The sequence below is a fragment of the Pseudomonas sp. genome, assembly GCF_030150285.1.
GTDB lineage: Bacteria > Pseudomonadota > Gammaproteobacteria > Pseudomonadales > Pseudomonadaceae > Aquipseudomonas.
Genome location: NZ_JASLGE010000020.1, coordinates 16302 through 38200, shown reverse-complemented (window position 1 = coordinate 38200; position 21899 = coordinate 16302). Strand labels below are relative to the sequence as shown.

27 protein-coding genes are annotated in these 21899 nt (G+C 57.8%); 11 read left to right on the top strand and 16 right to left on the bottom strand.

What is annotated here, in order from left to right:
* Positions 1–14 precede the first annotated feature (14 nt).
* Entirely contained in the window at positions 15–935 is a 921-nt protein-coding gene (locus Q1W15_RS02770; RefSeq protein WP_300720057.1) for a LysR family transcriptional regulator, read from the bottom strand.
* Positions 936–1064: 129 nt separating this feature from the next.
* On the opposite strand from Q1W15_RS02770, the gene Q1W15_RS02765 reads away from it, so the two are divergent.
* The 4 genes from Q1W15_RS02765 (at position 1065) to Q1W15_RS02750 (ending at position 4173) form a co-directional block, all read left to right on the top strand.
* Positions 1065–1340, top strand: coding sequence for a DUF2798 domain-containing protein (locus Q1W15_RS02765; RefSeq protein WP_300720056.1), 276 nt, complete (start codon positions 1065–1067; stop codon positions 1338–1340).
* Positions 1341–1477: 137 nt separating this feature from the next.
* A complete protein-coding gene (hdeA, locus tag Q1W15_RS02760; RefSeq protein WP_300720055.1) occupies positions 1478–1792 on the top strand; it encodes an acid-activated periplasmic chaperone HdeA in 315 nt (104 codons plus the stop codon).
* Between the two features lie 248 nt (positions 1793–2040).
* On the top strand, positions 2041–2493 hold the full coding sequence (locus tag Q1W15_RS02755) for a hypothetical protein (RefSeq protein ID WP_300720054.1): 453 nt from the start codon (positions 2041–2043) through the stop codon (positions 2491–2493).
* 528 nt (positions 2494–3021) lie between these two features.
* Positions 3022–4173, top strand: a complete 1152-nt coding sequence (locus Q1W15_RS02750; RefSeq protein ID WP_300720053.1) for a PQQ-dependent sugar dehydrogenase — start codon at positions 3022–3024, stop codon at positions 4171–4173.
* 54 nt (positions 4174–4227) lie between these two features.
* On the opposite strand, the gene eco is transcribed toward Q1W15_RS02750, so the two are convergent.
* Positions 4228–4713, bottom strand: coding sequence for a serine protease inhibitor ecotin (gene eco / locus Q1W15_RS02745; protein WP_300720052.1), 486 nt, complete (start codon positions 4711–4713; stop codon positions 4228–4230).
* A gap of 253 nt (positions 4714–4966) precedes the next feature.
* Between eco and pgm the strand changes: the two genes are divergently transcribed.
* Positions 4967–6607: a phosphoglucomutase (alpha-D-glucose-1,6-bisphosphate-dependent) gene (pgm, locus tag Q1W15_RS02740; protein ID WP_300720051.1), complete on the top strand. Its 1641-nt coding sequence runs from the start codon at positions 4967–4969 to the stop codon at positions 6605–6607.
* Between the two features lie 86 nt (positions 6608–6693).
* On the opposite strand, the gene Q1W15_RS02735 is transcribed toward pgm, so the two are convergent.
* The 4 genes from Q1W15_RS02735 to Q1W15_RS02720 all read right to left on the bottom strand — a co-directional run bounded on the left by Q1W15_RS02735 (position 6694) and on the right by Q1W15_RS02720 (position 10647).
* Positions 6694–8565: a DUF3857 domain-containing protein gene (locus tag Q1W15_RS02735; protein ID WP_300720235.1), complete on the bottom strand. Its 1872-nt coding sequence runs from the start codon at positions 8563–8565 to the stop codon at positions 6694–6696.
* 157 nt (positions 8566–8722) lie between these two features.
* Complete coding sequence (locus Q1W15_RS02730) at positions 8723–9205, bottom strand: YbaK/EbsC family protein (protein WP_300720050.1); 483 nt, start codon at positions 9203–9205, stop codon at positions 8723–8725.
* 80 nt (positions 9206–9285) lie between these two features.
* Positions 9286–10296: an NAD(P)-dependent alcohol dehydrogenase gene (locus Q1W15_RS02725; RefSeq protein ID WP_300720049.1), complete on the bottom strand. Its 1011-nt coding sequence runs from the start codon at positions 10294–10296 to the stop codon at positions 9286–9288.
* Between the two features lie 54 nt (positions 10297–10350).
* Complete coding sequence (locus Q1W15_RS02720; protein WP_300720048.1) at positions 10351–10647, bottom strand: helix-turn-helix transcriptional regulator; 297 nt, start codon at positions 10645–10647, stop codon at positions 10351–10353.
* A gap of 193 nt (positions 10648–10840) precedes the next feature.
* On the opposite strand from Q1W15_RS02720, the gene hemB reads away from it, so the two are divergent.
* Together hemB and surE are read left to right on the top strand one after the other, a co-directional pair.
* Positions 10841–11815 carry a porphobilinogen synthase gene (hemB, locus tag Q1W15_RS02715; protein ID WP_300720047.1) on the top strand — a complete coding sequence of 325 codons (975 nt, stop codon included), beginning with the start codon at positions 10841–10843 and terminating at the stop codon, positions 11813–11815.
* A gap of 106 nt (positions 11816–11921) precedes the next feature.
* A complete protein-coding gene (gene surE, locus Q1W15_RS02710; protein ID WP_300720046.1) occupies positions 11922–12698 on the top strand; it encodes a 5'/3'-nucleotidase SurE in 777 nt (258 codons plus the stop codon).
* Between the two features lie 3 nt (positions 12699–12701).
* Here surE and Q1W15_RS02705 read toward each other — a convergent pair whose 3' ends face one another.
* The 7 genes from Q1W15_RS02705 to Q1W15_RS02675 all read right to left on the bottom strand — a co-directional run bounded on the left by Q1W15_RS02705 (position 12702) and on the right by Q1W15_RS02675 (position 17554).
* Positions 12702–13637 carry a LysR family transcriptional regulator gene (locus Q1W15_RS02705; RefSeq protein WP_300720045.1) on the bottom strand — a complete coding sequence of 312 codons (936 nt, stop codon included), beginning with the start codon at positions 13635–13637 and terminating at the stop codon, positions 12702–12704.
* Positions 13638–13719: 82 nt separating this feature from the next.
* Positions 13720–14808 carry a molybdenum ABC transporter ATP-binding protein gene (gene modC / locus Q1W15_RS02700; protein WP_300720044.1) on the bottom strand — a complete coding sequence of 363 codons (1089 nt, stop codon included), beginning with the start codon at positions 14806–14808 and terminating at the stop codon, positions 13720–13722.
* Positions 14809–14810: 2 nt separating this feature from the next.
* Complete coding sequence (gene modB, locus Q1W15_RS02695; protein WP_300720043.1) at positions 14811–15491, bottom strand: molybdate ABC transporter permease subunit; 681 nt, start codon at positions 15489–15491, stop codon at positions 14811–14813.
* Entirely contained in the window at positions 15492–16259 is a 768-nt protein-coding gene (gene modA, locus Q1W15_RS02690) for a molybdate ABC transporter substrate-binding protein (RefSeq protein WP_300720042.1), read from the bottom strand.
* A 119-nt stretch (positions 16260–16378) separates the two neighbouring features.
* Positions 16379–17032 (bottom strand): DNA oxidative demethylase AlkB, encoded by a 654-nt coding sequence (gene alkB, locus Q1W15_RS02685; RefSeq protein ID WP_300720041.1) that lies wholly within the window; start codon positions 17030–17032, stop codon positions 16379–16381.
* Positions 17033–17043: 11 nt separating this feature from the next.
* Complete coding sequence (locus Q1W15_RS02680; protein ID WP_300720040.1) at positions 17044–17217, bottom strand: hypothetical protein; 174 nt, start codon at positions 17215–17217, stop codon at positions 17044–17046.
* Positions 17218–17251: 34 nt separating this feature from the next.
* Positions 17252–17554 carry a DUF1883 domain-containing protein gene (locus Q1W15_RS02675; RefSeq protein WP_300720039.1) on the bottom strand — a complete coding sequence of 101 codons (303 nt, stop codon included), beginning with the start codon at positions 17552–17554 and terminating at the stop codon, positions 17252–17254.
* Between the two features lie 204 nt (positions 17555–17758).
* On the opposite strand from Q1W15_RS02675, the gene Q1W15_RS02670 reads away from it, so the two are divergent.
* From Q1W15_RS02670 to Q1W15_RS02660, 3 genes are all read left to right on the top strand, one after another.
* Positions 17759–18109 (top strand): hypothetical protein, encoded by a 351-nt coding sequence (locus Q1W15_RS02670; protein ID WP_300720038.1) that lies wholly within the window; start codon positions 17759–17761, stop codon positions 18107–18109.
* Positions 18110–18296: 187 nt separating this feature from the next.
* Positions 18297–18947: a c-type cytochrome gene (locus tag Q1W15_RS02665; RefSeq protein WP_300720037.1), complete on the top strand. Its 651-nt coding sequence runs from the start codon at positions 18297–18299 to the stop codon at positions 18945–18947.
* The gene (locus Q1W15_RS02660) at positions 18944–19870 is read left to right on the top strand and encodes a c-type cytochrome (RefSeq protein ID WP_300720036.1); all 927 of its coding nucleotides are present in this window, start codon (positions 18944–18946) and stop codon (positions 19868–19870) included. The genes Q1W15_RS02665 and Q1W15_RS02660 overlap by 4 nt, the downstream gene beginning before the upstream one ends.
* 43 nt (positions 19871–19913) lie before the next feature.
* On the opposite strand, the gene Q1W15_RS02655 is transcribed toward Q1W15_RS02660, so the two are convergent.
* From Q1W15_RS02655 to Q1W15_RS02645, 3 genes are read right to left on the bottom strand one after another with little or no spacing between them, the layout of a single operon-like run.
* On the bottom strand, positions 19914–20321 hold the full coding sequence (locus Q1W15_RS02655) for an SgcJ/EcaC family oxidoreductase (RefSeq protein WP_300720035.1): 408 nt from the start codon (positions 20319–20321) through the stop codon (positions 19914–19916).
* A gap of 24 nt (positions 20322–20345) precedes the next feature.
* Positions 20346–20627: a hypothetical protein gene (locus Q1W15_RS02650; protein WP_300720034.1), complete on the bottom strand. Its 282-nt coding sequence runs from the start codon at positions 20625–20627 to the stop codon at positions 20346–20348.
* A gap of 26 nt (positions 20628–20653) precedes the next feature.
* The gene (locus tag Q1W15_RS02645; protein ID WP_300720033.1) at positions 20654–20842 is read right to left on the bottom strand and encodes a hypothetical protein; all 189 of its coding nucleotides are present in this window, start codon (positions 20840–20842) and stop codon (positions 20654–20656) included.
* Positions 20843–21047: 205 nt separating this feature from the next.
* On the opposite strand from Q1W15_RS02645, the gene galU reads away from it, so the two are divergent.
* Positions 21048–21887, top strand: a complete 840-nt coding sequence (galU, locus tag Q1W15_RS02640) for a UTP--glucose-1-phosphate uridylyltransferase GalU (RefSeq protein ID WP_300720032.1) — start codon at positions 21048–21050, stop codon at positions 21885–21887.
* Positions 21888–21899 lie beyond the last annotated feature (12 nt).

Sequence of the window (21899 nt, the reverse complement as noted above, 5' to 3'; positions counted from 1 at the left end):
GTGGCTAACATCGTTTATCGTGGCCAGCGCTGTTCAAGGTGTTCAGTCAGGTAAGCAAGAAACGCTTTGACCTTTGGCGTCATGGCCGCGCGGTGCTGTACGCAGGCATAGATGTCCAAGGGCTCAGTGAAGGACTCAGCCGAGGCATGGCTGCCTTCGAACAAGGGCACGAGTTGACCCGATGCAACATAAGGGGCCGCTATAAACTCCGCCAGGCGGGCAATGCCTGCACCATGGGCGGCCATCTGGGCGAGGGCGTCAATGTCGTCGCTGATGGCCGTCACATTGAGCGCCGCGTAGTGGTGCTGGCCGTCACGAATAAACCCCCAGCGCAGAAAACGCCCGTCCAGCGGGTAGCGAAACCCCAGGCACGCATGCTGCTCCAGTTCATCCGGTGAGCGGGGCCAACCCGCGCGCAGCAGATAAGCGGGCGATGCGCAGACCATAAACGGGACGGAGGCCACCTTGCGGGCAACGATGCCTTCTTCCAACTGTGGCTTGATCCTCAAACTGACATCAATACCACTCTGTATGTGGTTGATTTTGCTATCAGTAGTGCTCAGTTCGAGGGTAAGGCGTGGGTAGCGGGCGGCAAACCCTGCGATCAGGGGAGCCAGCACATGACGCCCGAACGCTGCGGTGGAGGCAATGCTCAATTGTCCTTGCAGTTCGGCATCGGGCTGGCTGATTGCACGCTGCGCCGATTCCAGTTCCGCGTGGATGCTCCGAACTTTTTCGTAGTACAGCGCGCCGTGTTCGGTCAGGGCCATGCTGCGCGTGGTGCGTTGCAGCAACCGTGTGCCCAGGTGGGTTTCCAGTCGGTTGAGGGTTTGACTGACGGCGGCGGCACTCACGCCCAATGGTTTGGCTGCGCCTACAAGGGAGCCGGTTTCGACCACTTTAGTAAAGCAGGTGATGGCAGCCAGCAAGTCCATATCGGGGCCTGTACAGGGTTAATTCGTAATTTTTACTTTATAAAGTACCTAGAGATAACCGTCTAGTTGTCGAACTTCGATCTTGATAAGGTGCCTCTCACGCTCAACTCCAGGCCATAAAGGTTAATCATGAATCAAGAAACCTCGCGTAATGCACTGCTTTCAAAGCGTATCAGGCTTTCCGCACGCGCAACGCCGTATGTGTTTGCGCTGTATATGTCGACCATCATGGCCTTTCTGATGACGCTGGTGATTACCGCCGCCAATGCCGGAATTGGACCGGATTATCTAAGCAATGTGTTGAATGCTTACCAGTTGGCCATGCCTGCGGCGTTTGTGTGCATTTTGGTTGTACGTCCTATCGTGACCAGGCTGGTGTCCCTGACGGTTCATCCTGCGCGTTAAGCATTGCCAAGCAGTCATTGCCCCCCGTGGGATATCCGCAACAACGCTCATTTTTTGACAGCTCACCGGGTCGCAACTATGTTCCTTGGCGGCAGGGTCTAGATCGCTGCCTCTTTGATAATAGGGAGATATTCAATATGAAGAAGCATTTGCTGATCATTGGCGCTGCAGGTCTGGTTGCACTGTCTTCGCTGGCGCACGCCGATAGCAAACCGCCTGTGTCGCAGTGGACGTGCGAAGACTTTCTGGCCGTCAATGAGTCCTTTCGCCCAGCCGTCGTCGGTGTTGGCGAAGTCGTGAACAAGAACGACAAAGTTGAAGATGCCGTGGTAGACGTGGCAGGTGTCGAGAAAATTACCCCGTTGATCGTGACGGCCTGTGAACAGGACAAAAAAGCCAGTTTCGTGAAAAAACTCAAGGATGAGTGGGCCAAGGTCAAAAAAGACGTGTAAGCCAACCTGCAGGCCTGTACTTCTTGCGAGTACAGGCTGCTTCCTTTCCAGCCCTGTGGGCTGTCAGCGATACCTTATTGCCTGAGTCTGAATTTCCTCCTCAATTAGCCCTCTACATACTGGCGGATCTGACGTGTTGATCTAAAACGCGTAGTAAGCTGCGTGGGATTTATCTCGTACTGTGGGGGAGCATTATGTTAATCACGTCTTTAGCTGAACTTGATCGCATTCGTAATGAATGCAAGTCAATGGTCACCAAGCGCTCGGCGGTGTCTGCGGGGGCGGCGGCCATTCCGCTGCCTGGGCTGGATATCGGCACCGATGTAGCGCTGCTGGTGGAAATGCTGCCAGCCATCAACAGCAAGTTTGGCCTTACACCCCAACAGATTGCGCAGATGGATACACGGTCCAGGCGCTTGATTGTGGTGGCTGTCACCAGCATTGGCAGTGAGGTGATCGGCAAGTTCATTAGCCGAACCCTGGTCATGTCGCTGCTGAAAAAAATGGGCACCAAGGTAGCAACCAAATCGGTGGTTCGTTTTGTGCCGTTTGTGGGGCAAGCGGTGGCGGCGGGCATCAGTTTTGGTGTGATGAAAATGGTTGGCAACGATCATATTGAGGACTGTTACCAAGTGTGCCGTCAGGCTTTACTTGAACAGGCAAAGGAATCGACTGTCATTGTGCTGGGTTCTGAGGAGTGATGCGTGTAGGACACCAGTAAACCGCTGGCAGACGTACAGGTAATACGCGGTGACATTTTAACCCGTGCCGTGCCGTTTTTTTGACCGTAAAACCGAACCTGCGAGTGCACACGCGCTCAAAGGTGGACGGTCGATCAAAAACGGAGCATGTGATGAGTACGCCTAACACCCATTTCTTATGGGCAGGGCTGATAGCGCTGGCGGCTACCCAGGTGCAGGCATCCCCGAGCCCTGACATGCCGCAAGTGATGGCCCCTTTGACCGTGGCTCAAAACACCGTTCAGCCCTCGAATGCGTCAGGTGACAACACCTTACGGCGTATCAATCCCACTACTCGCCAGGGCACTGTCCCCCTTGCGCCAGCGAGGCCAGGCCCTTCAACGGTGCCGAGGGTACGGCAACCCTCTCTGGAAAACGGTGAGATCGGCAATGGCTACCCCCGCAGCCGTCCTCTGCCGGACACCCTAAAACCGACCGCGCCGTCCCTCCAACGCGGGGATGGACGCTAGACGCACAAGGAAGCCCCCCATGCTTAGAACTAACCTGCTGGCCACGCTTTGCGCCACGGCCTTGCTCCCACTGTCGTGGCATGCCTTGGCTGCGCAACCCCAAACATTTGCCACTGAAACGGGCACGCTGCAAATCACCCCTGTGGTAGAAGGGCTCGATTCGCCGTGGGCGCTGGCCTTCCTACCCGACAAACAGGGCATTCTTATTACCGAACGGCCCGGCACGCTGCGTGTGGTGAGCCCTGAAGGCAAATTATCGGCACCGCTGAAGGGGCTTCCCGAGGTGTGGGCCAAAGGCCAGGGCGGGCTGCTGGATGTGGTGCTGTCCCCGGACTTTGCCAAGGATCGGTGGGTGTATGTGTCCTACGCCGAAGGCGGCGGTGCAGATGGAAAGGCCGGAACCGCGGTGGGGCGCGGTCGGCTTTCTGAAGATTTGACCCGCGTAAACGACTTCACCGTCATTTTTCGCCAAACCCCCAAACTGTCCACCGGCAATCACTTTGGCTCGCGGTTGGTGTTCGATCGTGACGGCTATCTGTTTATTGCCCTAGGTGAGAACAATCAGCGTTCGACGTCTCAGGATCTCGATAAGCTGCAAGGCAAAATCGTGCGCATTTACCCGGACGGGCGCATTCCGGATGACAACCCCTTTGTCGGCCAGAAAGGCGCGCAGCCCCAGATTTGGTCCTACGGGCACCGCAACCCGCAGGGTGCAACGCTTAACCCGTGGACCGGCACACTGTGGACTCATGAACACGGGCCTAAAGGCGGGGATGAAATCAACCTGATCGAGCCCGGCAAAAACTACGGTTGGCCATTGGCCACCCATGGCGTCAACTACTCATCGCTGCCCATCCCGGAAGCCAAGGGCAAAACGGTACAGGGCACCGTCAGCCCACATTACGTCTGGGAAAAATCCCCCGGTATCAGCGGCATGGCCTTCTATAGCGCCGAACGCTTCAAACCGTGGCAGCACAACCTGTTTATCGGCGCGCTGGCCGACAAATCGTTGTTGCGGCTGCAACTGGACGGCGACAAGGTTATTCACGAAGAGCGCTTGCTGGGCGACCTTAACGCCCGTATTCGCGATGTTCGCCAAGGGCCGGATGGGTATGTGTATGTGCTGACTGAGGGCAGCAATGGCGTGTTGTACCGCGTGGGCTTGCAATAAGTGTTCGCCTGTCACCGTTGTTGCAACCCGGACGATGACAGGCATCACCGGCGTCTATTCGTTGACGGCTTGTTTGACTTGCTTGGAGGCAGACCAGATCCGGTAACGCACCTCGACGTCTTTGGGCACGTACACCACGATCGGTAACCGGCTGTTGTAACGCAGCATGAAGCCATCACCCACCACGGGCACAAAGTCTGGGTGCGCCTTGCCTTCGGGGCAGGCCATCAGGGTGCTCACTGGCCCGCTAACCTTGTTCAGGCGATACATCGGGTAACCCCAGCCTTTGAGGGTTTTCTCTTCGAGCTTGCCGCTCAGGTGTTGTTTGTTGCAATCGACCTGCAGTGTTTTGCCGGCGATGATCTGGACTTTGTAGTCGTCTTCATTCTTTTGTTTGGGCAGGTGAATCACTTGTCGGCTAAAGCCCGCTTCAGCTTTGGGGTAGTGCGCCAGGTCGTCCGGTTTGGCGGCGGCATTGGCGGCGTTGCACAGCGCACTCAACGACAATAACAGGGCCGCGCTGATCACGAGTGGTTTCATGCTGCTTCCTTTTTCAGTGCTAAAAATGGCAGCCCCCGCTGACCGGATGTCACGCGGGGACACTGCCGTATTGTGATCATGGCTTTTGGCCGGATGCAAACCACGGCGTTAATCTGGATCAAGGCAGGGCCGCAAAACCTTGATTAATCTGTCAAACAGACGCTTGCGCAGGGATAGATTGCGTCGCACGAATGTCGAAGTGCCAGTAAACTGCGTTTTTTTCCTCCGAATCATTTATTTCCCGAGGTTTTGCATGACACTCAGTCCTCTTGCGGGCAAGCCGGCACCAGCGCAACTGTTGGTCGATATACCGCGACTGGTGACCGCCTATTACACCGGTCAGCCTGACGCAGCCATCGCGACTCAGCGTGTCGCCTTTGGGACATCTGGCCACCGGGGCAGTTCGTTTGAGTTGAGCTTTAATGAGTGGCATGTGCTGGCCATCAGTCAGGCCATCTGCCTGTACCGTCAGTCGAAGGGCATCAATGGCCCGCTGTTTGTCGGCATTGATACCCACGCCCTGTCAACGCCGGCCGGGGCGAGCGCTCTGGAAGTGTTCGCGGCCAATGGTGTTGAAACCATGATCGCAGCGAATGATGAATACACCCCGACTCCGGCCATTTCCCACGCCATTATTTGCTACAACCGTGGCCGCACCTCGGGCTTGGCCGATGGCGTCGTGATTACCCCGTCGCACAACCCGCCGGAAAGCGGTGGCTTCAAATACAACCCGCCTAACGGTGGCCCGGCAGATACCGATGTCACCAAGTGGATTGAAGCCAAGGCCAACGAGCTGCTGGCTGCCCGGCTCGTCGGGGTAAAACGCATCAGCTACGAACAGGCTTTGAAGGCCGACACCACGCACCGTCATGACTACCTGAACACCTATGTCGCGGACCTGAAGAATGTCATCGACATGGACACCCTGCGCGGTGCCAATCTGCGGCTGGGCGTTGACCCGTTGGGCGGTGCCGGTGTGCGCTACTGGTCCGCGATTGGCGAGCACTACGGCCTTAACCTCGACGTGGTGAACACCTCCGTCGACCCGACGTTCCGGTTTATGTGCGTGGATTGGGATGGCCGTATTCGCATGGACCCGTCGTCCAGCCATGCCATGCAAGGCCTGATCGGCCTTAAAGAACGCTTTGACGTGGCCTTTGCCTGCGACCCGGACCATGACCGCCACGGCATTGTCACGCCATCGGGCGGGTTGTTGGCCCCCAACAACTACCTGGCCGTGTCGATTGATTACCTGTTTCAGAACCGTCCGCACTGGCGCACCGATGCGGCTGTTGGCAAAACCGTGGTCAGCAGCGGCCTGATTGATCGTGTCAGCGCACGCCTGGGCCGACGCCTGTACGAAGTGCCTGTGGGCTTTAAGTGGTTTGCTGACGGTTTGTTTGAGGGTTCACTGGGCTTTGGTGGTGAAGAAAGCGCCGGGGCGTCGTTCCTGCGTCTTGACGGCAGCGTCTGGTCAACCGACAAGGACGGCCTCATTCCGTCGTTGTTGGCCGCTGAAATGACCGCCCGTACGGGGCGCGACCCTTCGCAGCTGTACCAGAAAATGACGGAAGAACTGGGCTTGCCATTCTCCACCCGCGTCGACGCCAAAGCCACCCCGCAACAGAAAGCCCTGCTCGGCAAACTGTCGCCGGACCAGGTGAGTTCAACGACCCTGGCGGGCGAACCTATCACCGCGATTCTCAGCCACGCACCCGGCAACCAACAGGCGATTGGCGGGCTCAAGGTGATGACCGAGAACGGCTGGTTTGCTGCACGGCCATCGGGCACCGAAGACATCTACAAAATCTATGCTGAAAGCTTTATTGGCGATGACCACCTCAGCCGCCTGGTTGAAGAGGCGCAAGTGCTGGTAGACACGGCTATCGCGTAACCACTGCTCCGCGCAGAAAAGATCGCGGGCAAGCTCGCCCCTCTATGAGGCACTGCATCTGTAGGGGGCGAGCTGCACGCGATGTTTCAACCCAGCGGGTTCAACTGCACCACCCGTTGCATCTGATCGTTGCAACGCCGGGCCTCTTGCAGCATCGCCTCGAACGGTGCGCTCATGATGTCGTCATGGCTTAACCAGCTCTGCTTTTGCGCAAGCCGATACTGATAACGGTATTGACCCTTCTGGTGCTGACCACTTAAGTCCATGTCAAACCACGCCGACCGCACCGTACAGTCCATCACGTGCGGCTCAATCGTGACCCCGGCCAGGGTAATGTCATATTCCGTGATTTGCGGGTCGCCCTGGTACAGATCCGCCAATTGCCCGGTTCGGCGGTAATTGGCCAGCTCGTTCCAGTGCTCCGATAGAAAGGCCGGTGCGTACACCTGTTGCCCGGAAAAATTTTGCAGAGGGTGCAGGTCCGTCAATGTGGCCTGGACCTGATAGCGTTCGGGTAGCACAAACCCGCTCTCGGCGCGACTGATGTGGCACTCGGAAACTTCCCGGCTGAAGCTCTCGCACAGGGCTTGATTGGTGCCCGATACGCCGGTTTGAGCGTCGGAAACACGCAGGTGCATCAGGGGCGTATGGCTCATTTCAATGTGTGCGGTCGTGCGCGCGGTACCGTCGGGATGCAAGTGTTCTTGCTTGCTCACTCGCAAGCTGACGGCGGGGGCCTCGCTGGGAATATGCGTTTGGCGCACATGGCCTTCAGGGCCGATGACCAGCGCCCAGCGGTCCTGGATATCGGCCGGGGTTCGCCCTGGCGAAAACACCGGGTTGGTAGGGTCGAGCCACCAGACCTGGCCATCTACTTCGGCTCGCACAATGGCGTGATTAGGGGCCGACGTGCCCGGTATCAGCAGCGCTAGCGCCATATCACCGCGGCTGACCCAGGCGGGTTCAGCGCGAATGCCGCTGGCCTTGAGCAGGGCGGCCAGCAACACCGCAAGGTCCTTGCAGTCGCCGTAGCCGCGCGCTTCGATTTCGGCCAGGGAGAAGGGCATGTAGCCACGCTCACTGGCGCGCCAGTCGCCCAAATAGCGGTAGGTGTCATGCAGGTGCTGGAGCAGCCCGGCGACCCGCTGTGGCGCGGGTAAGGCACCGACAGCTGCCACGGCCTTGGCCCCCGACCCCGGCAGCCGGGCCTCGACAATCGCATTGTAACGCCTGGCAAAACCGCCGAAGTGCTGCTGCAACAGGCTGGAGCTGCTGAGTTCAACCCGGGGGATTCTGCGAATAAAACCATGACTGGCTTCATTGATGTAGTGCTCAAAACGCGGCTGCATCAGCGTGATGTCCAGGCTTTTAGAGTCGGCCGAGGCGGTGAAGCTGAAGTCATTCATCCTGTCGCTGCGCCATATGATGGGCTTTTCGGCCGTAAAGCGGCTGTTGAAGCGGTCCAGTCGCACGGCGTTCGGCGCAAACATCAGGACATAGTGAAAATCGCGGCTCAGAGGCTTGGCCGCCGTGTGCTGAAGCACTGTGTAGCGGATCACGCTGCCAACCCGCAGGTTGGGGAATGCGAGCGAGGTCTGCCTGTCACGCAGGAACCCCAGGTCGGGGTTGGGGGCCATGCGTGTGTCGATCTGTGTGCTGGCCAGGGCGATGGGTTCACCGCCGGGCTGGGTGGATTCGGCATTGCGAATTTCCAGGCGGTCGACCTCAGGGAAGTTGAAGTCAATGCGCGAGATCATTTCGCGGCCAGCTTGCGTGAGAATGGTGTAGCGCAACGTCGTGCTGCAGTCGGAACTGGTGTCCAGGTTGAAATGGCAACGGCTGTCGATTTCAGCCGCCAGGGCTGCTTCGGACACGGGCTGCAAGGCCGCCAGCGCGGGCAGGCTTGCCAGCAGCAGAACGGGAATACACCCCAGCAAACTCAAGGAAAAGCGGTGCATGGACGCCTCAGGTTTATCCATTTAAAAACACCCGGGTAGCCTGTATGGAGAACAGGCGCTGCCGAGTGCTGATGAGGCGAATCATGATAAGGAATGCCGCGCGCTGCGCTATGCCATGGCGTCCTTAATGAGTCTGAAAAAACCGTCGTAGCCCAGGCTAGATGGCGTCAGCCGTTTCGATGGCCTGACAGACATCCACCCACTCAGCCTTAACCAGTTCGGCCATGCGAGTAGGGGAAATACGCACGGCAGTGTGGGTGGCCCCGGCTGCCGGCATGACCTCATCGAAGCCCTGCAAGGAAATATCGCAATACACCTGCAGGTCCGTCGCCAGCCCAAATGGGCACACGCCGCCTACCGGGTGGCTGGTCAAGGCCACGACAGTGTCAGCATCGAGCATCTTGGCTTTGGCACCGAGGGCCTGCTTGATCTTCTTGTTATCGATGCGGGCATCCCCCCGTGCGACCAGCAGCACATTGCGCTCACCCACCCTGAAGGCCAGGGTCTTGGCGATTTGCCCCGGTTCAACGCCATGGGCGTGTGCGGCCAGGGCCACGGTGGCCGTGCTGGTGGCCAGTTCGATGATGTGCAGGTCAGGTGCATGGGCGCTGAAAAACGCGCGGACAGACTCAAGGCTCATAGGGCAAGGCTCTTTGGGCAAAACCTTGAATCTAGAGAAGCCGATGGCGCACTGTCAATGCGCCATCGGTGATGCGGGGGTTAGATATCCAGCACGATCTTGCCGAAGTGCTGGTTGGTTTCCTGGTATTTGAACGCTTCAACGATGTCGCAGAGCGGGAAGTGGCGGTCGATGATCGGGCGCATGCCGTTGGCATTGATGGCGCGAATCATGTCCTGTTGTTGGGCACGGCTACCCACTAGAACACCCTGCAGGCGCACTTGTTTGACCAGTGCAGGCACGAAGTTCATCGCCCCGGACACGCCGCTAAGAATGCCGATAATCGAGATATGCCCTGCAACGCGCACGGCAATCATCGATTGTTCCAGGGTCGACGGGCCGCCCACTTCGATCACATGATCGACGCCACGGCCGCCGGTGAGGCCGCGGGCGGTCTCGCCCCAGTTCGTGTCCTTGCGGTAATTGATCAGGTGGTCTGCGCCCAATGCCTTGAGGCGCTCCAGTTTTGCATCGCTGGAGGACGTGGCGATCACGGTGGCACCGGCCATTTTGGCGAACTGCAGGGCAAAAATGGACACCCCACCGGTGCCTTGTATCAGCACGGTGTCACCCGGCTTCAGGCCGCCATCGGCCATCAAGGCGCGCCAGGCGGTCAGGCCGGCCGTGGTCAGGGTGGCCGCTTCAGCGTGGCTGTAACCGGCGGGGGCCAGGGTGAACGAAGTGGCTTTGGCGGTCACTTGCTCACGGGCGTAGCCATCAATGCCATCCCCTGGCACTGTGGCAAAGCCTTCTACCTGCGGTGTGCCGTCGATCCACTCGGGGAAGAAGGTGCTGACCACGGCATCACCAACCTTGAACTCCGTTACATCAGCGCCGACCGCGATGACTTCACCGGCACCGTCCGCCATGGGGATACGTTTTTCAGTGGGCCCCCACATACCGCTTACGACAGCAAAGTCATGGTAGTTCAACGAGTTGGCGTGCAAACGTACAGTAATTTCACCATTGGCAGGCGCGGCCACTTCGTGCTCACCCACGACGACATTCTGATAACCGCCACCGGGTTGGACGAAGATAGTTTTAGTGCTCATGGGATTTCCTCATGTTTAGACATTACGCAAAATAACGAAATGTAAAGGTAAAAATTACAACTCGATTTTCAGCCTAGCCGCAAAGTCACTGATTGACGGCTCATTGCGGCGGTAATACGTCCATTTGCCAATGCGCGTGGTCAGCACAAAGCCTGCCCGTTGCAAAATAGCCAGATGCGCAGACGCGGTGGAAGGCGACAAACCGGCCTTGTGCTGCAAATGGGTGACACACACACCGATCGCAGGATCGCCATGGTCCTGGGGTGGGAAATGCGTGAGCGGGTCTTTAAGCCACGCCATCATTTGCATGCGGGTGTCATTACCCAAAGCTTTGAGCTGTTCGAGTATCATGGTCAGCGATGTTACGTTTTTTTACGAAATGTTCAAGCTCGTATCCTGACTTGTTTCAGTAATAACACCCCGCGACAAGCCGCCGCAGGTGGGGCGGATCTTTTGCATTTGCAGGACCATTCCTGTATTTGTTGCGCCATCACGCCTGGCCCAAGGCGTGCTTGTCTTATGAACCTGCTTATCAGGAACCATGATGCCTAACCAGTTCCCCTCCGTTCGCCCACGTCGCCTGCGCCGCTCACAAACCCTGCGTGACCTGTTCCAGGAAACCGAATTCAGCCTCAATGACCTGGTGCTGCCGATTTTCGTTGAAGAAGAAATCGACGATTTTGTGCCGATTACCAGCATGCCCGGCGTGAACCGTATTCCCGAGTCGAAATTGGCGGGGGAAATTGAGCGTTATGCCCGTGCGGGCATCAAGTCGGTGATGGCGTTTGGTGTGTCCCACCACCTGGACGCCACCGGCAGCGATTCGTGGCGCGAAGACGGGCTGGTGTCGCGCATGGCGCGTATCTGCAAAGACGCCGCGCCCGAGATGATCGTGATGAGCGACACCTGCTTTTGCGAATACACCTCCCACGGCCATTGCGGTGTGATGCACGACCACGGCGTCGATAACGATGCCACCTTGATCAACCTGGGCAAACAAGCCGTGGCCGCCGCAGCGGCAGGGGCGGACTTTATTTCGCCGTCTGCCGCAATGGACGGCCAGGTCCAGGCCATTCGCAGTGCGCTGGATGCCGCCGGTTTCATCGACACCTCGATCATGGCCTATTCGACCAAATTTGCTTCGGCACTCTACGGCCCCTTCCGTGAAGCCGGCGGCAGCGCGCTCAAAGGCGACCGCAAGTCTTACCAGATGAACCCGATGAACCGCCGTGAAGCCATTCGCGAGTCGTTGCTGGACGAACAGGAAGGCGCTGATGTGCTGATGGTCAAGCCGGCCGGTGCTTATCTGGACATCATCCGCGACGTGCGCGAAGCCTCGCGCCTGCCGTTGGCGGCTTATCAGGTGAGCGGTGAATACGCGATGATCAAGTTTGGCGCGCAGGCCGGTGCCATCGATGAAGCCCGCGTGGTGCGTGAGACCCTGGGCTCCATCAAGCGGGCGGGTGCGGACATGATCCTCACGTACTTCGCGATGGACTTGGCACTGCAAGGGATCTGAAGGATTTGTCCGAAACGGGCTTAATCCTTTTCCACTTACGGGGTAGTCTGAGCTTCCAAAAGTGCCGGGGTCCATACCCCGGTACGCCATAAAAAGGAGCTTAGGCATGCAGGGCGCTCGACTCGAACGAATCTTGATCACCAACGACGACGGCATTGATGCACCAGGCCTCGCGGTACTGGAAGCTGTGGCGCGGGAATTGGCTGACGAGGTCTGGGTAGTGGCACCGGATCACGATCAAAGCGGTATTTCGACAGCGATCAGCATTCACCATCCTTTACGCATCACCGCAAGGGGCGAGCGGCGCTTTTCCGTGTCCGGGACGCCGGCCGACTGCGTCGCAATCGCCTTGCAGCAGTTGATGGGTGCTCCGCCACAATTGCTGCTGTCCGGCATCAACAAAGGTGCAAACCTTGGGGTGGAAACCCTGTACTCCGGCACTGTGGGGGCTGCCATGACAGGCCTGCTGATGGGCGTTCCGTCCATCGCCTTGAGCCAGTACTTCAGCCGCCGCGATTCAGTCCGTTGGGAAACCGCCCGCGCTTTGGCCCCCGGTGTGATTCGCCAGTTATTAGGCAAGGGGTGGGAGCAGTCGGCGTGCCTGAATATCAACTTTCCGGATGTACCGGCGGATCAGGCGGGGCCGGTTCAGATTACTCGTCAGGGGCCGGGCCGCATGAACGGGATCAACGTCAATGAGCGCACCGATTATCGCGAAGCCAACTATTACTGGCTCAACATCACCCGCCATGCACACGCTGAAGCCCCAGACACCGAAACCCAGGTGGTGACCCAAGGGGGCATTTCGGTCACACCGCTGGCGTTTGATCGCACCGCGATGGCTCTGCGTGAACAACTGGAGACAGCGGTTCAGCCCGTGTAAGGCTCAGGCCCAGTGCGCCGGGTCATCGACGATGGCCTGGTGCTTTTCGAGCACGAGGGGTATTTCCTGCTTCAAAAATTCCACCCAGGTTTTGACCTTGGCGTCCAGAAATCGGCGCGAAGGGTAGAGCGCATAAATGCTTTTTTCATGCAGCCGATAGTGCGGCAGCAACCGCACCAAGGCCCCGCGCTCATAAGAGCCTACCGCGACGTAATCCGGTAGCAGACACACGCCCAACCCCGCTTCGGCTGCCTGCGCCATCGCTTCCGCCACATTCACTTTGAACACTTCGCCAGGGCGTACAAATTGTTCGCCGTGCTCATCGAGAAATGCCCAGCTGTCGGTGAACAACGGGTCGACCAAGTGCAGGCAGCGGTGCTGAGCGAGATCGCCAGGGGTTTGCGGGGTGCCGTGTCGTTCAAGGTAGGCGGGGGCTGCGCTGATCACACTGGAGATACCGCCCAGGCGCTGACCAATCATTTCTGAGTCGGGCAAATTGGCCGACAGGGTAATGACCACGTCATGGCCCTCTTCGAGCAGGTCGGGCGGGCGTTGCGACAGCGTTAAATCGACATTGACCTGCGGGTACCGCTCGGCATAACGGGCAATCAAGGGGGCCAATAATTGTATGCCCAGCCCTGTGGTGGACTGCACCCGCAAATGCCCGCGGGGCGTGAGGTGCGCGCCGCCAGCTTCAGCATTGGCCTCTTCAATTTCGCCAAGGATTAACCGGCAGCGCTCCAGGTAGCGCGCGCCCACTTCGGTCAGCGCCAAGCGTCGTGTGCTGCGTTGCAGTAAGCGGGCTTGCAATGAAGATTCCAGTTCAGACAGCAACCGCGAGGTTTGCGCGGTTGAATACCCCAACGCCTGCGCCGCTGCGGTAAAGCTGCCGGTGTCGACAACACGCACAAACACGCGCATTGCCTGAAAAATATCCATGTCGATTATTACCTCACGCGTAATCGTGCCTGTTGGTGGAGGGAATAATTACACAGGTTGTAAAAAAACCACTATGGCGCTTTCAGGCCAACACCGCCACGGCCTTGATCTGTGCCCAAAGGGTTTGCCCCGGGTGCAGGTTTAACTGGTCGCGTGAGTAGCGGGTAATGCGGGCTAGCAACGGGGTGCCCGCCACCTCCAGATGCACCAGCACATGGGCCTGATTATCGGCGGGTGCTTCGCTGATGACCGTGGCTTGCAAGCTGTTGAGGATGCTGCTGTGCCTACCAGGGTCCAGGTTGAGGCTGACATCGCGGGCTTGCACCTTGACCCGCAATCGCTTGCCTACGGCCAACGGCGCGTGTGCGACCCGCAGATGTTGAGCGCTGCGCGGCAGTTGCAGGCTGAGCAAGTGGTAGGGCGCATCGTAAGCCGCCACTTCGCCCTCGATGACCACGCCGGCCTCATCACCCTGGGCCAGCGGCAAGTCCAGCCTGGCCAGGGTTTCGCCTATGGCCCCGCTGGCCAGTACTTTGCCTTCGCTCAACAGCACAATATGGTCGGCCAGGCGGGCGACTTCGTCCTGAGAGTGGCTGACATACAGCACTGGAATGTCCAGCTCGGCGTGCAGGCGCTCCAGGTACGGCAGAATTTCTTTCTTGCGCTGGCTGTCCAGTGCGGCCAGCGGCTCATCCATCAGCAATAAGCGGGGGCTGGTCAGCAGTGCACGGGCGATGCCCACGCGCTGGCGTTCCCCCCCGGAAAGGTGCGGTGGGGAGCGTTCCAGCAGGTGGGTAATGCCCAGCAATTGAGCCGCCTGAGCCAAATCGACTCGGCGCTCAGTGCGAGCAATGCGCCGCAGGCCGAACTCAAGGTTGGCCTGGACCGTGAGGTGAGGGAACAGGCTGGCTTCCTGAAAGATATAACCCAACGCGCGCTTGTGCACGGGCACAAACACGCTGCGCTGGCTGTCTTGCCAGACGTCGTCGTTGATTTTTACAAAGGCCTGGTCGGCCCGTTCCAACCCGGCAATGCAGCGCAAACAGGTGGTTTTGCCCGAGCCGGAATGACCAAAGAGTGCGGTCACGCCTTTGCCGGGCAATGCCACGTCGACGTCGAGGGAAAAGCCGGGGTAGGCGAGTTGCAACTGAACGTTGATCTGCGCGGTCATGCTCAGCTCCAACTGTTTTGGGCTTTACGGCTGGAATACAACGCCAGCAGTACCAGGAATGAGAACACCAGCATCGCACCGGCCAGCCAATGCGCCTGCGCATATTCCAGCGCTTCGACGTGATCGTAGATTTGCACCGACACCACACGGGTTTTTTCAGGAATATTACCGCCGATCATCAGCACCACCCCAAACTCACCGACCGTGTGGGCAAAGCCCAAAATGGCAGCGGTGATAAACCCCGGCCTGGCCAACGGCAATACCACACTGAAAAAACAGTCCCACGGGTTGGCCCGCAAGGTGGCAGCGACTTCAAGCGGACGGGTGCCAATGGCGGTAAATGCGTTCTGCAGGGGTTGTACCACGAAGGGCAGGGAATAAATCACCGAGCCAATGACCAGCCCGGCAAAGCTGAAGGTCAAGGTACCCAAGCCCATCGCTTGTGTGAGTTGCCCGACATACCCGTGCGGACCCATGGCCAGCAGCAGATAGAAGCCGATCACTGTTGGCGGCAACACCAGCGGCAAGGCCACGATGGCACCTATCGGCCCCCGTAGCCGTGACCGGGTATGAGCCAGCCACAGCGCGATGGGAGTGCCGATCAACAGCAAAATGACCGTGGTCAGCGAGGCCAGCTTGAACGTCAGCCAGATGGCGGCAAAATCAGCACTCGAGAGCGGCATTTACAGGTGATAACCGTAAGATTTGATGATTTCGGTGGCTTTCGGGCCTTTAAGGTAGTCCGCCAAAGCCTTGGCAGCGGGGTTGTTTTCACCTTTTTTGAGGATCACGGCATCTTGCTTGATCGGGTCATGCAGGCTTTCAGGAATGATCCACGCCGAGCCTTCAGTAACCTTGCCATCCTTGTAGATTTGCGACAGCGCCACAAAGCCCAGTTCAGCGTTGCCCGTGGAAATAAACTGGTAGGCCTGAGTAATGTTCTGGCCTTCAACCAGCTTGGCCTTGACCTTCTCGGTCAAACCTTCCTTGGCCAGCACTTGCGTGGCTGCCAGGCCGTAAGGGGCTGTTTTGGGGTTAGCAATCGACAAATGCTTGTAGTCATTTTTCTTGAGCACTTCGCCCTTGTCGTCGACATAGCCTTCTTTGGCGGACCACAGCGCCAGTGTGCCAATGGCGTAGGTGAAGCGCGACCCAGGAACTATATCGCCTTCTTTTTCAAGCTTTTGCGGCGTGCTGTCATCCGCTGCCAGGAACACTTCGAACGGCGCACCGTTTTTGATTTGCGTATAGAACTGCCCCGTGGCGCCATACGCGGCGATCAATTTATGCCCCGTGTCTTTTTCAAAATCGGCGGCAATGGCTTGGATAGGTGCGGTGAAGTTGGCAGCCACTGCGACCTGGACCTCATCGGCCTGGGCAGCGCTAAAGACAAAACTGCCGATCAGGACGGCAAGGGTGGCGGGGGCAAAAGTTCGAACGCGAACGTGCATGGCGAAGCTCCAAAAAGGCAAGGACGCCCATCGTTATTGAGTGATTGTTGGGCACAGGGAAGATAGACGGTCTGTAAAAAAAGATACAGCCATTTGCTACCATGGGATGCCTGAAGGCTCTAGCCTGCTTTTCGCAGGGTGATATTCACCCGTTTCTCACCCAACTGCGGGTGATGCCCCGGCTTGATGGGCAGCACCCCGTGAAAGCGCAAGCGATCGACGCCACCCCACACCACCACGTCCCCGTGGAACAGGGATACCCGCTGTGTCGGGTCGCTGCGCTGGAACCCGCCAAATTGAAATATCGCGGGCAGGCCCAGCGAGACTGAGACAATGGGCGCGTTAGAGCGCTCATCCTTGTCTTGATGCAATGACATTTTTGCGCCGGGCGTATAGGTATTGATCAGACCGGCGTCCGGAACAAAGCCCTCGAAGCCTGCTGCACTCGCTGCCGCCGCCGCGAGGCGGCTAAAGACATCGGGCATGGCCGGCCAAGGCGCAGCACTCAACGGATCGACCGGGCTGTAGCGGTAGCCGTAGCGGTCGCTGATCCAGCCCAGGTCGCCGCAACTGCTGGTCAGGGCAGACATCGTGAAACCGCCGGGCGTTTGCAATTGTCGCAGGGGCGACTGCCGCAGCAGGGCCTTGAGGGCGCTGAGTAGCGCATCCACCTCGGGCAAGGCAAAACCGCGCAGCACCCAGGCCTGAGCACCCAGGCTGTCGGCCCGGGCGGGCTGCTGCAACTGCTCGTCGGCAAACAGGTCGAGGGTCATGGCATGACGCCTTAGAGCGCCTTGCTGACTTTGATATCCGCAATCACGTCATCGCCGGGGCCGTGAATTTTTTCCAGTGCCTCCCGGGCAGCTTCGGTCGTGTCATTCGCCAGGTACGCGAACTCGAAACGGCGCTCGCCGTTGAGGGTGTACTTGATGACGTACTTGGTGAGGGTAGTGTCCACAATAATTCCTGGGTCTGAGGCTGCGCAGCCTGTGTTAACGAAGTTTGGAGCTGGAGCGACGCACGATTTTGATGGTCGGCGTGAAGCTGGGCTTGCGAGTGACGCTAATTGCCCGGCTGGTCACCGTATCGATGGTAATGTTCCAGAACCCGGTGCTCGGTGCAGTGATACGGGCCGGGAAGTCCTTGAACGCACCGCCGTGGTAGGAGTGACGCCCGCCGTTCTTGAAGCTGCGAAAGTGCGCATCGCTCATCAGGCGGATGTTACAAGGCTGGGAGCACTCGATGACGACGATGTCATCTTCGTTCAGGTGCTCACGCTGGTGAATAAACTTCATGGCTGCTCCGAAGGTGGCTTTTGCTTGAAAATCAGCACGATAGCATGCACTTAAAATCCAGGCTGAGGCTAAAGGTGTCTATTATGCCGTGGTACAGGCCTGTCTGGCGCAAAAGCCGGACAAATTGCCTGACAGTTTTTTCCTACTGGCTGGGGAGATAACCTGCATATTTGCTGTCGTAGGGTTCTTTAACGGAGATTGTGTATGAAGTGGGGCGTTTTGGTCGCGATGCTGGCACTGGGTGGCTGCGCATCGGTCACGGATATTCAACAAACACTGCCCACCTTGAGTGTGATTTCAGGAAAGAAACCTGAGGCTTATGCACAATGCTTGGTGCAGCAATTGTCCCTCACTCGAAAAGCGCCGCAGATCGAACCGCACAAAGACGGTTTACGCATTATTGTTCTGCAGAAAGTCACGTCAGGGCCAACGGCGGTGATCGATATTGAAGAGCGATCCGGTGGCAGCAGCATCAAGGTTTACGAAAGTATGTCCAACGTCCCGATTCGCCCCACCGACATTCGTAAAGCTGCCGTGCATTGTATTTCAGGCTGATTTTTTTTACCGCTTCACTCCGCCGTGGCACCCACCGAAACCTGATGCTTACCCCTGAAGCATCAGGTTTTTTTGTGCCCGCCGTGCCGACCTGCGCAATCCTTTGTTGTGACGATCCACCGCTTAGCCTACGATTTGTGTGCTTATATTTTATAGGCCTAAGCATATAACAATAATGGAGTTGGTCATGATTCCACTTAACCGAACGCTTTTGAGCGGCCTGATGCTGTTTACGCTAACCAGCGTAAACGCCCAACCTGCCCCTAACATTTACCTGCAAGGCGGCGCCCAACCGGGTGCGACCGCTTGCGTGGCGTGTCACGGTATGGACGGAATGGGCCTGGCACCGGCCGGTTTTCCGCGATTAGCCGGTATTTCTGCCGATTACTTGAGTAAACAACTGCACGACTTTCAAAGCGGCAAGCGGGCGAGCCCCGTGATGCAGCCTTTGGCCAAGTCATTGACCCACGAAGAGATCGCTTCGGTCACAGCGGCGATTGCCGCTATGCCTGTGCCTGCGGTACCCGCGATCAACCGCAGTCGCATGCCTGAAGGGCTCGGCGAAAAGCTGGCCCTGCGTGGAGCCTGGGAACGCGATATCCCCGAGTGCGTCAGTTGCCACGGCCCGGGTGGCGTGGGCGTAGGCAGTGCATTTCCGCCACTGGCCAACCAGCCTTCGATGTACCTGGTGGCACAACTCAACGCCTGGCGTGACGGCTCGCGTCAAAACGACCCCAACGATTTGATGGGCCATATCGCCAAGTCCATGACCGAGGACGAAATCAAGGCGGTGGCCGATTACTTCTCTACGGTCGGCCATAAGGAGGTCACCCCATGAAAATTCTGCTGCCGACCCTGGCCGTTTCCTTATTGTTGAGCCCCATGGCCTACGCGACCAAAATCGCGATGGAAGACCAGAGCCAAATCAAAACCCCCGCCGCGGATACTCACGGCACGACCTACTTTCAGCCCCCGTTACAAAGTGACTTGCCTGACAACGCTTACGGCAAAATGGTCATGGACGGTTACGCCCTGTTTGTGGACACCAAACGCCAGGCACCCCAGTTCGTGGGCAACGGGTTGAACTGCACCAACTGCCACCTGGATCAGGGGCGCATGGCCAACTCGGCCCCGCTGTGGGGGGCCTATCCGATGTACCCGGCGTACCGCAAGAAAAACGACAAGGTCAACACCTTTGCTGAACGTCTGCAGGGCTGCTTTCAGTTCAGTATGAACGGCGGCACGCCACCGGCTGCGGACAGTCGCGAGATTACAGCGCTGTCGGTGTATGCCTACTGGCTGTCTACTCAGGCACCGGTGGGGGTCGAGTTACCCGGGCGCGGCTATCCCGATGTACCAGAGCCCAAGGGCGGCTACAATCTGGTGCGCGGGGCGGACGTGTACAAAAACCAATGTGCCATCTGCCATGGTGACAGCGGCCAAGGGCAAAAGGCCGGCGAGGATTACGTGATGCCACCGCTGTGGGGCAAAGACTCCTACAACTGGGGGGCGGGTATGCACCGTATCAACACGGCCGCCTCTTTCATCAAACACAACATGCCGCTGGGTAAGGCCAACACTTTGACCGATGAACAGGCCTGGGATGTGGCAGCGTATATCAACACCCATGAGCGGCCGCAGGATCCACGCCTGATCGACGGCTCTGTTGAGAAAACACGCGTTAAGTTTCACGCCAATGATGGCGTTAACGTGTACGGTCAGAAGGTTAATGGGGTGATGATCGGGGTGGGTACCCAATAAGTGCACCTGTAGCCGCTGGAGCATTACTTCAGCGGTTACATCTTTATTCGACAGGGTCGTCAAGCAGCGTTGTGCCATAGGAGTTGTCGACTGCGCACAACCATTGCCCTGATATCTGCCGGAACACGTAGGTGGCACGGCGCGCTATCTGTGTTTTTGTACCGTCTTTGCCGGTGACTTCCAATAAGGTTTCCATGATGACCAGGGCCGTATCACCGCCCGGGATAACCTGCATCTTGCCCTGCGTAACAACGATGCTGTGGTTGAAGTACTCCGCAATCGCGACGAACGCACGACGAATGCTTTCCTTGCCGCTGGCATTCAAGCCCGGCTTGACCACCAGGGTCGCATCGTCGGTATAAAACGCCATGAGGGCGTCGTAGTCTTGCGCGGTAATGGCTCGGTCAGCCGCAGCGATCGTCTGTTGTAGCGTGTGAGCAAGCGTGTCCATGGCTGATCTCCTGAATATTGAAAGTTACTTGCACTTCACCACTATCGACCGGCTATTGAAATTGCCAATGTCCATGTTCAAGGTCTTGTCAGCCTCGCGGGGGGCAGGGGTTCCATCGGTGCCTACAAGCGTATATCCCTTGGCCGCACAGGATTCATCCGCTTGCTCGTAGCACTTGGCCCACGACATGGCTTCACCGGAACAGTCTATGCTCAGCCCCTGTTGGCCATCAGCCAGATAAGTGGGGGATGTCGAGGCGCAACCGCCAAGGCCCAAAACGGTTATCAAGAGCACTGACTTATTCATCGAAGGCGTCTTCTGTAAAGGAAAGGTCAGGGTTTGCTGTTACGCCGGCGCGCAGGGGGAGCCGGTTGATCCACCAATACTGAGGCGACTTCGGTGGCCATAAGTTCAGTAGGAAAGGGCCCCGCTAGACGGGTGTCAGTGGCATCGATAATCCACCATTCATCCGGGCTGACCTTTTTTATCAAAAAACCGTGAGTGTTCTGTGTGGCCAACATCGAGTTAGGACCTTGTAGAAAGGGCGGATGAGTTAATCACAACCTTGAAAAAACCGTGATAAATGTGAAAAAAATGTTAGAAATGAACTAACTGGCACAAATTTTATCTACGTTGGCATCAGTTTGCTATTGGGGGCATTGTAACGTTGATGCCGCCTCATTAGACTGCGCCAAATTCGAACGTACAGCCCTGTTAAGGACTCATATGATCAAGAAATGCTTGTTCCCTGCAGCCGGTTACGGCACTCGCTTTTTGCCAGCGACTAAAGCCATGCCCAAGGAAATGCTGCCGGTGGTGAACAAGCCACTGATCCAGTACGGCGTTGAAGAAGCACTGGATGCTGGCTTAAGCGAAATTTCCATCGTGACTGGACGTGGCAAGCGCGCACTGGAAGACCATTTTGACATCAGCTATGAACTGGAAAACCAGATCAAGGGCACTGATAAAGAGAAATACCTGGTAGGCATCCGCAAGTTGCTGGATAACTGCTCGTTCTCTTACACCCGTCAGACCGAAATGAAAGGCCTGGGGCACGCCATTCTGACCGGCCGCCCGCTGATCGGTGACGAACCTTTTGCTGTGGTGCTGGCGGATGACCTGTGCGTCAACCTCGAAGGCGACGGCGTGCTGACCCAGATGGTCAACCTGTACAAAAAGTACCGTTGCACCATCATCGCGGTCCAGGAAGTAGACCCGGCTGAAACCAACAAGTACGGCGTGATTGCCGGTGACGAGATCGGCGATGGCCTGATCCGTGTACGTGACATGGTTGAAAAGCCGGCGCCGGAAGATGCCCCGTCGAACCTGGCGATCATCGGCCGTTACATCCTGACGCCGGACATCTTCAAGCTGATCGAAGAAACCGCGCCAGGCAAGGGCGGCGAAATTCAGATCACCGACGCTCTGCTCAAGCAAGCCCAGGACGGTTGTGTAATTGCCTACAAATTCAAAGGCAAGCGCTTTGACTGCGGCGGCGCTGAAGGTTACATCGAAGCGACCAACTTCTGCTTCGAGAACTTCTACAAAACCGGCAAAGCGTATTAATTCTGCCGCGTT